This is a genomic window from bacterium (assembly GCA_028821235.1).
Lineage (GTDB): Bacteria > Actinomycetota > Acidimicrobiia > Spongiisociales > Spongiisociaceae > Spongiisocius.
The window spans coordinates 1-10,326 of sequence record JAPPGV010000024.1 but is presented as its reverse complement, the minus strand read 5'-3'; the positions used below and the strand labels follow the sequence as shown (position 1 = coordinate 10,326).

At 66.9% G+C, this 10,326-nt stretch carries 6 protein-coding genes; 5 read left to right on the top strand and 1 reads right to left on the bottom strand.

Annotation, left to right across the window (positions count from 1 at the left end):
* Positions 1–210: 210 nt before the first annotated feature.
* The 5 genes from OXK16_02650 (at position 211) to katG (ending at position 4,901) form a co-directional block, all read left to right on the top strand.
* Complete coding sequence (locus OXK16_02650) at positions 211–1,128, top strand: hypothetical protein (protein ID MDE0374847.1); 918 nt, start codon at positions 211–213, stop codon at positions 1,126–1,128.
* A 14-nt stretch (positions 1,129–1,142) separates the two neighbouring features.
* Entirely contained in the window at positions 1,143–1,904 is a 762-nt protein-coding gene (locus OXK16_02645; protein ID MDE0374846.1) for a class I SAM-dependent methyltransferase, read from the top strand.
* A gap of 48 nt (positions 1,905–1,952) precedes the next feature.
* A complete protein-coding gene (locus OXK16_02640; GenBank protein ID MDE0374845.1) occupies positions 1,953–2,240 on the top strand; it encodes a type II toxin-antitoxin system Phd/YefM family antitoxin in 288 nt (95 codons plus the stop codon).
* Entirely contained in the window at positions 2,237–2,512 is a 276-nt protein-coding gene (locus OXK16_02635; protein MDE0374844.1) for a type II toxin-antitoxin system RelE/ParE family toxin, read from the top strand. The genes OXK16_02640 and OXK16_02635 overlap by 4 nt, the downstream gene beginning before the upstream one ends.
* A 157-nt stretch (positions 2,513–2,669) precedes the next feature.
* Positions 2,670–4,901 (top strand): catalase/peroxidase HPI, encoded by a 2,232-nt coding sequence (gene katG, locus OXK16_02630; GenBank protein MDE0374843.1) that lies wholly within the window; start codon positions 2,670–2,672, stop codon positions 4,899–4,901.
* Positions 4,902–5,170: 269 nt separating this feature from the next.
* Here the strand turns inward: katG and OXK16_02625 are convergent.
* The coding region (locus OXK16_02625) for a hypothetical protein (protein MDE0374842.1) at positions 5,171–10,326 on the bottom strand (5,156 nt) is incomplete at its 5' end.

The following is a 10,326-nucleotide window of genomic DNA, read 5'->3' as shown; positions in this document are numbered from 1 at the left end:
GGAACGCGTTCGGACCGAAGGAGGTGGTGGCTGGGGGATGGGCCCGCCGGGTGGGGCGTGTTCCGGCGTTTTTCGCGTTCTCGTCATCTCGGGCGTGGATCACGAACGATCGAATCAGGGCACTAGATTCCTTGCCTGTCGTTTACTTGATGAGGTGGTAGCGCACGCTATGAAGGCAGGATCACCAGATCGGTGCGGGAGACGTATGGCATGACAGCATCCTCCAACAGCCGGGCGGGGGCGCGCTCGGAGCGTCTCGCGCGGGTCGCTACGGAGGACGGTCTCTTCACGGTCCTGGCGATCGATCATGTGGGGTCGTTCGCCCAGACGGTGCGTCCGGACCACCCCGAGAGCATGACCGCCGCCGACATCAGCGCCGCCAAGCAACCGATCATCGCGGCGCTCGGGCCGATCAGCGGGGCGGTCCTGATCGACCCCGGCTACCTGGTGACCATGGGGTCGACCCCTCGTGGCCGTCCTGATGGCCTGGGACTGATCCTCGGTGTCGAGGACGGGGACTACGCCGACGTGCGCACCGCTCCTCGCCTCCTCCCCGGCTGGAACGTGGAGCGGGCGGCCGAGATGGGAGCGGACGCCGTCAAGATCTCCGTGTACTACGACCCGGACGGGGACATGTCGGCGGCGGAGCATTTCGTGACGGATGTGGTGAGCCAGTGCCGGCAGGCAGGGCTCCCCCTCTTCTGCGAGCCGCTGGCGCTGTACGAGGATCCCGGGGACCGCACACGGGCCGTGCTGGAGGGGGTGAGACGGTTGGGCCCGCTGGGCGCCGAAGTGCTCAAGCTGCAGTTCCCCGTCATGCCGGGGGCCGGCCGGCGCGATCCCGAGGAATGGGCCGAGGCTTGCGCCGAGGTCGACCGGCTGAGTCCGGTTCCCTGGGTCATCCTTTCCGAGGGCAGCGACTTCGCACTGTTCCGCGACCAGGTGCGGGTGGCCTGCGCGGCGGGGGCGTCGGGGTTCCTGGGAGGTCGGGCCATCTGGCGCGAACTCGCCACAGGCGAGCGTGACGCGCAGCATGCCGCCGGGCGGATGACCGAACTGTGTGCCGTGGCCCGGGCCGAGGGTACGGCTTGGACAACCTCGCTGGCTCGGCGCAGCACGACCACGTAAGGCCGGAAAGCGCCATGGCAGGCAGCCGGCGCCTCTACTCCGACCTGGCCTATTTGTGGCCGCTCGTCAGCCCCCCGGAGGACTACGCCGAGGAGGCGGGCCACTGGAGGGACGCCATCCGGGCCCGGCTGGGCGGGGAGCGCCATCGCATCCTCGAGCTCGGCGTGGGTGGCGGCCACAACCTGTCGCACCTCACCTCCGACTTTGAGGCCACCGGCGTCGACCTGTCCCCGGAGATGCTGGAGCACTCCCGGCGGCTGAACCCCGGCGTGGAGCATCACGTGGGCGACATGCGGACGGTGCGCTTGGGCAAGGTGTTCGACGCGGTGCTCATCCACGATGCGGTGGCCTACATGCTGACCGAGGACGACCTGAGGGCGGCCTTCGCCACCGCCCGGGCCCACCTGCGACCGGGCGGCCTCCTCCTGGTGGCGCCCGACCTGGTGGCGGAGTCCTTCGTGGAGGGCAAGGTCCTGCGCTGGGACATCCCGCCGCCCGCCCGACCGGGCGACCCGGAGGTGAGGGTGGAGGAGCGGCTGACCGATCCCGATCCGACCGACACCACCATCGAGTCCTGGATCACCTACACGATCACCGAGGGAGGCCGTCAGCGGGTGGAGACCGACCTCCATGTGACCGGCCTCTTCCCCTTGTCGACCTGGATGGCTCTCATGGAGGAGGCCGGCTTCGAGACCGAGACCCTTCCCCTCCCCGGCGACGGAGACGGATGCGGGGAGAACCTCTTCTCCGGCATTCTCCGAGAGCACCGGCTCTGAGGCCGTTGGCCGCGCTATGACCCGTCTGATTAGACTATAATTCTGGTCATGTCAAGAACGCTGCCCCTGTCAGAAGTCAAAGCCAAGTTCTCGGAGGTCGTCGACGACATCGTCACGACGCACGAAAGGGTCACGGTGACGCGTAACGGTCGTCCGGTGGCTGTGGTGCTCAGCCCAGACGACCTCGAGGCGATCGAGGAAACCGTCTCCATCCTCTCAGACCCGAGTGCTGTAGAAGCAATCGAACTAGGCCGGGCTGCCATCGCTGAAGGGGATGTCGCTACCCAAGAAGAGATCGAAGCGCTCCGAGACCAACTTCGCCGCGACACGGTGTGACCGGTTCGTCCTGGTGTTTGGCCGTTGCCCGACCTGCACGTCGAGCCATCGATCGCCTCCCCGAGAAGATCGCCCTCGCAGTGGTGGAGTACATGCTCGGGCCTCTACTCGAAAACCCCGGCCGCGTTGGCAAACCACTTCGCGGTGACCTGTCGGGACTTCACTCGGCAAGGATCGGGGCTTATCGAATCGTCTACGAGATCGACGAAGACCGGCACAGGGTCAATGTGGCTTATATCGACCATCGAGCGGACATACACCGGCCGCGATAGTAGGTGCTACCGATGTGCAGTCTGAGAGAACGACAGGGTGCTTGCTATGGAGCGAGACCTGGTAGCGCCCGTGGTTAGGCTCGGAATGTCCGTGGCTTGTCGAAGCCACAGCTAGATTGGCACCCGCGACTTCCTGCCAACCAACCGAGGACGACAGATGACCGTAGAAGACATCAGCACCGTCGACCAGGAGGCATCGGCCGCCAAGTGTCCGGTGTCGCCCCAGATGCCCGCCACGATGGGCTCGCTGGCTAATCACCACTGGTGGCCGGAGCAGGTGAACCTGCGGCCGTTGAACAAGAACTCGCCCCTGATCGATCCCATGGGCGACGAGTTCGACTATGCCGAGGCGTTCAACAGCCTCGACCTCGCGGCGGTGAAGGCGGACCTCGAAGAGGTGATGACCGACTCGCAGGACTGGTGGCCGGCCGACTACGGCCACTACGGGCCTCTGATCATCCGGATGGCCTGGCACAGCGCCGGCACCTACCGGACCTTCGACGGGCGCGGTGGGGGCGGATTGGGCACGCATCGCTTCGCTCCGCTCAACAGCTGGCCGGACAACGCCAACCTCGACAAGGCGCGCCGGCTGCTCTGGCCGGTCAAGCAGAAGTACGGCCGCAAGATCTCGTGGGCCGACCTGATGATCCTCGCCGGGAACGTGGCGCTGGAGTCGATGGGCTTCGAGACGTTCGGTTTCGGCGGCGGCCGCGAGGACGTGTGGGAGCCCGAGGAGGACATCGACTGGGGACCCGAGACCGGCTGGCTGGACGATGAGCGGTACAGCGGCGACCGGGAGCTGGCCAACCCGCTCGGCGCGGTGCAGATGGGCCTGATCTACGTGAACCCCGAGGGACCGAACGGGCGGCCCGACCCGCTGGCGGCGGCGAGGGACATCCGGGAGACCTTCAGCCGCATGGCCATGGACGACACCGAGACCGTCGCTCTGATCGCCGGAGGGCACACCTTCGGGAAGACCCACGGCGCCGCCGATGCGGGCCGGTACGTCGGCCCCGAGCCGGAAGGCGCCACCTTGGAGGAGCAGGGTTTGGGATGGGCGAACGCGTTCGGCAGCGGGAAGGCGGGGGACTCGATCACTAGCGGGCTCGAGGGCGCCTGGACTACCACCCCGGTCACCTGGGACAGCTCTTTCTTCGAGGTCCTGTTCGGCTACGACTGGGAGCTCTCGCAGAGCCCGGCGGGGGCGTGGCAGTGGATCCCCGCCAACGGGGCGGCGGCCGGGACGGTGCCGGATGCTCACGACCCGTCGGAGCGGCACGTCCCCGTGATGCTGACCACCGACCTCTCGCTCCGCATGGACCCCGTCTACGAGCCGATCTCGCGGCGCTTCCTGGAGAACCCGGACGAACTGGCCGACGCCTTCGCCAGGGCGTGGTACAAGCTCACCCATCGCGACATGGGACCCGTGACCAGGTATCTGGGCCCGGAGGTCCCGGATGAGCAGATGATCTGGCAGGATCCCGTCCCCGTAGTCGACCACGAACTCGTCGATGACGCCGACATCGCCGCTCTCAAGGCCGGGATCCTCGACTCCGGGCTCACCGTGTCGCAGCTGGTCTCGACCGCCTGGGCCTCGGCGTCGACGTTCCGCGACAGCGACATGCGCGGGGGAGCGAACGGCGCCCGGATCCGGCTGGCCCCCCAGAAGGACTGGGAGGTCAACGACCCCTCGGACCTGGCGACCGTGCTGGCGACCCTCGAAGGGATACAGGCCGGGTTCAACGGCGCCGGTGACGGCTCCAAGCGGGTGTCTCTCGCCGACCTGATCGTGATCGGCGGGTGTGCCGCCGTCGAGCAGGCGGCTCGCAATGCCGGCCACGACATCGAGGTTCCGTTCTCGCCAGGACGCACCGACGCCTCCGCGGAGCAAACGGATGCCGAGTCGTTCGCCGTGCTCGAACCGACCGCCGACGGGTTCCGGAACTACCTGCGCAACGGCGATGGGCGCCGACCCGAGACGCTGCTTGTCGACCGGGCCAGCCTGCTGTCGCTGACCGCGCCGGAGATGACGGCGCTGGTCGGCGGCCTCCGCGTGCTGGGCGCCAACTCCGGAGGGTCCTCGCTCGGCGTGCTTACCGACCGGGTCGGGACGCTGACCAACGACTTCTTCGCCAACCTGCTCGACATGGACACGATGTGGCAGGTGTCGGAGACCGAGCACGTCTACGAGGGCCGCGACCGCGCGACGGGCGAGGCGAGGTGGACGGCCACCGCGGTGGACCTCGTGTTCGGCTCCAACTCCCAGCTTCGAGCTGTAGCTGAGGTTTATGGTTCGGACGACGCCGAAAAGAAGTTCGTGGGCGACTTCGTGGCGGCGTGGAACAAGGTCATGAACCTCGACCGCTTCGACCTGACTGAATCCAGCTAGTCCCGCCTGGTCTCGATCGCGGCCAGCGCCTACCCCGGTGCGATCGGGAGTGTCGTGATGGGTACCCCGATCGCGTCGTTACGCTGCGTTGGCCGTGGCCGCGGCGGCGGGCTTGATCCCGCTCCCTCCGACGGGTCTTGCTTACCGGCGATCCGAACGGACGACCGGACGGCGGTCCCTTCTGGTGGCGTCTGGGGGGACTGGGGCCGGCGCGCCCTAGGGGCAGCCGTACGTCTTACCCTTCTGCTGCCACGAGGGCCCCTCAGTCATCAATGGCCGGAGTCTTCGGGTCGCTGCCATCCAGGGCAGCCGGGGCCGGTCGTGAGTGCACAGCCCTGAATGTGAGGGGGCAACGAGGACCACCATGAGATGTGATCTTGCCACGGGCACGGGACACCGTTGACGGAGTAGCCACAAGATCCGTGAGCATCGAAAACTGCTTGGCCATATCTGAAGTGATGTATGTCGGCCATTAGAGTGATCGTTGCTTGATACGTAGGAACGACGGGAGTTGGTCCGACCTGAGGTTGGTCGGCAGGAGTTTGACCGGGGGAAGGTTGTGGTTGGGGGTCGGGAACTGTGCTCGGGGGTGGGTCGAAGCGCGGCCGGACCGATGCGTAGCCTTCCACATCTGCTGTGCAGGTCGTGAGGTTCCGTCGCAGGGCGGCGAGGAAGTTTGTCGATGTGAGTTTGCTGTAGGAGCTGTTGGCCGCGAGGTCGCCGATTTCCACCCTTTTAACGAGGTGCTTGGTGTTGGTTCTTCCTTCGACCATGTATGTGCTGACGGCGAGAGATGTTAGGGGCACCCTCGCGGTCACCGTAAACCTGACAAAGTGCTGTTCCTGGAACACAAAACAATCGGTCTCGAGAAAGAGAGGCGAGGGCTGTGCATCTCCGGCGGTCACTTCCACGGCTTCTGAGCAGTAGTCCACTGTTCCGACCTTCATGCAGACTCCGTAGTAGTACGTCCCGGATGTGGACGGCGCGGTCAGCGTGACGCTCTCGTTGCTGACCTCGTGCGGTTCCAGACCGCGCACAGATCCGCTATCCATCCACGTGTCCTCCGTTGTGATGATCTCGTCGGTGGAGCGGTAGTACGTAAACCGTGTGAATTGCGAGCGTGAACTGCCGCGGTTCACCACGGTGGCGTGGAGTGTGAAGGCCCTTCCGGCGACCGGAGTGCTGTCGCTGACGGTGGGCGTGAGGATCAGGAGGTCGGGGAGTCTCACGGTCACCTCGGCCACGGAGCAGTTGTTGGTGGTGTCCGCCTCACCGGGCACGGCGTCCACGCAGGCCCCGTAGTAGTACGTACCGGGCGCGGGCGGTGCCCGGAGGGTCAGCGTTCCGATGTCCTCGCTGCTTGACGGCTCCATCGGATCCATCAGGTCCCAGGCCAACTGCTGGTCGGCGCTGGTGATTTCAGCGTCCCGTGAGAGGTACCAGAGCAAGGTGATGGGCCCTGTCCAACTGTCGCCTTGGTTGCGCAGGGCATCGATGCGCAACTCGAAGTCAGAACCGATTTCCGGGCTGGCGGGACTGACGGTAATCGGGTCGAGCACCAGGTCGGGCCGGCCCGCGACGACCGTCAGGGCAGGCGAGCAGTTGGCCGCCGTGAACTCGTCGCTCGTCGAGATCAGACAGGCCCCGTAATAGTAGGTGCCGGGCGTGGACGGCGCTCGTGGATCGATGTACAGGTAGGCGGTCTCCGAGGGGCCGATAGGGCTGACGGTGGCGGAGGCCGAGTCCATTCCCCAACCGATGATCCGTTCATCACTGGTTGTGATGGTCGAGTCGGTCGAGCGATAGAAGGTCAGCGTGGCCGATTCCGAAGTCGTGTCGCCCACGTTGCGCACCGCGACCACCATACGGAATCTCGTTCCCACCGTCGCGGTGATTTCACTGACCGTGGGCGTGTCAACCACGAGGTCCCGAGCAGAAACGGTGTCGACGGACACCGTCACCGGCGGGGAGCAGTTGTTGGTGGTGTCGCTCTCGCCGCCCACCGAGTCCACGCAGGCCCCGTAGTAGTAGGTCCCGGCGTTAGATGGCGCGGTCAGGCTCACCGACCGGGTCGTCGCCTCGCCGGCACTCAAACTCAAACTGGGCATGTTGTCCGTGTTGCCCACCGAGGTGTCCGAACTGTCGATGGTGGAGTCGGTGGAGCGATAGAAGCGCGGCGGATTGGCGGGCCCGGATGAGCCGTCCCCTATGTTCCGCACCGTGGCCTCCAAGACGAAGGACTGGCCGGTGGTCGGATTGCTTTCGCTCACCGTCGGTTGGTCGACCGCCAGGTCGGGAGCGGTGACAGTCAACGTGACGGCCGCGGAGCAGTTGTTGGTGGTGTCCGCCTCACCGGGCACGGCGTCCAAGCAGGCCCCGTAGTAATAGGTTCCTGCAGTGGTCGGCGCCGTAAGGTGGATCGAGTGGTCGCTGCTGCCGAGCGCAACCAGATAGTTGACACCACCTACGTATGGCCCGACCGCGGTGTCGCTCCTGGTGATGGTCGTGTCGGTCGAGCGGTAGTAGCGCAACGTGCTGGGGCCCGACTCGGCAGTGCCCTTGTTGCGTACCGAAGCACTCAGTATGAATCCGGCTCCGGCGACCGGAGAGCTCCGGCTGAGACCGAGATGGTCGGTGAAGTCGCTGACACCAGGCGACTCGACCACGAGGTCGGGAACGCCGACGGTCACCTCTACCGAGTCAGAGCAGTTGTTCGTGGTGTCGCTCTCGCCGGCTACCGAGTCCGCGCAGGCCCCGTAGTAGTAGGTTCCTACCGTGGTCGGCACAGTCAAGGAGACCCAGTGGTCGCTGCTGCCGAGCGCACCCAGATTGTCAAGCCAAGGGGTGTACCCAACCGCCGTGTCGCTCGTGGTGATGGTCGTGTCGGTGGAGCGGTAGTAGCGCAGGAGGGCGTCGTACGAGCCGGTTGCGCTGTTGCCCTGGTTGCGCACCGTCGTCCCTGCCGTGACGGTCGTACCGACCGGGACGCCACCGGTGATCGTCCTGCCAGAAATGCTCATGGTCGGTGTGTCCACCACAAGATCGGGCGCACGCGCGGCAACCACGGTCACAGCCACCGCGATCGAGCAGTTGTTGGTGGTGTCGGCCTCGCTGGTCACCGCGTCCACGCACGCGCCGTAGTGATAGGTGCCGGGTGTAGTCGGGGCGGTGAGCGAGATCGACTCCGTATCACCCTCCGACACGCTGAGATCCCCCACGGTGTCAGTGCCTACCGACGTATCGGCGGTGGCGATGGTCGAGTCGCTGGACTGGTAGTAGCGCAGGGTGGTCGAGCCGGATGCACTGTTGCCGTGGTTGCGGACGGTGGCGGTCAGCGTGAAGGAAGTTCCCGCGACCGGAGTGTTCTCGCTGACCGCGGGCGGGTCCACCGCGAGGTCGGGAGCGGAGACCGTCACCGTGACGGCCGCGGAGCAGTTGTTGGTGGTGTCGGCCTCGCCTGGCACGGCGTCGACGCATGCCCCGTAGTAGTAGGTGCCGGGTGTGGAGGGTGCGGCGAGGCTTACCGATCCTCCTGCGCTCGCCGATGCGTCGAGAGCCTGTATCGGGTCGGTGCCGACGGCCGTGTCGCCGGTGGTGATCGTCGAGTCGCTGGACCGGTAATAGTGCAGCGTGGTCGAGGCGGACGGCCCGTCGCCCTGGTTGCGCACCGTGGCGCTCACCGTGAATGACGCCCCCACGGCCGGAGTGCTGTCGCTGACCGTGGGCGGGTCCACGACCAGGCCGGGGGCGGGCGCCGCACCGACGGTGACGGTGATCGCGGCGGAGCAGTTGTTGGTGGTGTCGGCCTCGCCTGGCACGGCTTCCACGCATGCGCCGTAGTAGTAGGTGCCGGGTGTGTCCGGAGCGGTGAGGCTCTGCGACCCGCCCGCACTCTGCGATGCGTCGAGGGCGGGGATCGGGTTGTTACCGACGGCCGTGTCGGCGGTGGTGATGGTGGGGTCGTTGGATTGGTAGTAGCGGAGGGTGGTGGCTCCGGATGCGCCGTTGCCCTGGTTGCGCGCCGTGGCGCTCACCGTCTGGGGCGCTCCGGCACGCGGGGTGGCGCTGCTCACCGTCGGCGTGCCTACCACCACGTCGGGGGCGGGGGCGGGGCCTACGGTGACGGTGCTTGAGGGTGAGCAGTTGTTGGTGGTGTCGGCCTCGCCTGGCACGGCGTCGACGCATGCGCCGTAGTAATAGGTCCCGGGCGTGGAGGGTGTGGCCAGCGTTACCGATCCTCCTGCGCTCTGCGATGCGCGGAGACCCGGTAATGCCTCGGTGCCGACGGCCGTGTCGTCGGTGGTGATGGTGGGGTCGTTGGATTGGTAGTAGCGGAGGGTGGTGGCTCCGGATGCGCCGTTGCCCTGGTTGCGGACGGTGGTCTTCACCGTGAGAGGCTCTCCGGCGGGCCTGGTGGTGTTGCTCACGGTGGGCGTGTCGACCGCCAGGTCGGGGGTGGGTGCCGCGGCTACGGTGACGGTGCTTGAGGGTGAGCAGTTGTTGGTGGTGTCGGCTTCGCCGGCGACGGCGTCGACGCACGCGCCGTAGTAGTACGTGCCCGGTGTGGCCGGTGCGGTCAGGCTGAGCGAGCCGCCTGCGCTCCCCGCACCGTCGAGCGCGGGTATCGGGTTGGTGCCGACGGCCGTGTCGTCGGTGGAGATCGCCTGGTCGGCGGACTGGTAGTAGCGGAGGGTGGTGGCTCCGGATGCGCCGTTGCCCTGGTTGCGGACGGTGGCGTCCAGCGTGAAGGCCGCCCCGGCTGCCGGAGTGCTGTCGCTGACCGTGGGTGGGTCCACCACCAGGCCGGGGGCGGGCGCGGCGCCAGCCGTGACGGTGATTGCGGATGAGCAGTTGTTGGCGGTGTCCTTCTCGCCCGACACGGCGTCGACGCACGCGCCGTAGTAGTAGGTGCCCGGTGTGTCCGGAGCGGTGAGGGTCACCGATCGGTCTGCTCTCTCCAATGCGTCGAGAGCGGGTACGGGATCGTCCTTGACGGCCGTGTCGGCCGTGCTGATGGTGGGGTCGGTGGATTGGTAATAGCGGAGGGTGGTGGCTTCGGATGCTTTGGTGCCCTTGTTGCGGACTGCCGCGCCTAGCGTGAACGCTGATCCTGCGGGCGGGCTGGGGTTGCTGACCGTGGGCGGGTCCACCACCGGATCCGGGAGAGACACCGCGGTCACCGTAACGGTGATTGCGGTAGAGCAGTTGTTGGTGGTGTCGGCCTCGCCGGACACCGCGGCCACGCACGCCCCGTAGTAGTAGGTGCCCGGTGTGTCCGGAGCGGTCAGGCTCACCGACCCGCCTGCGCTCTGCGCGGCGTCGAGGGCGGCTACTGCCTCGGCGCCCACCTCCGTGTCGGTGATGGTGATGGTCGGGTTGCTGGACCGGTAGTACCGCAGGACAGTCGAGCCGGCTAAGCCGTCGC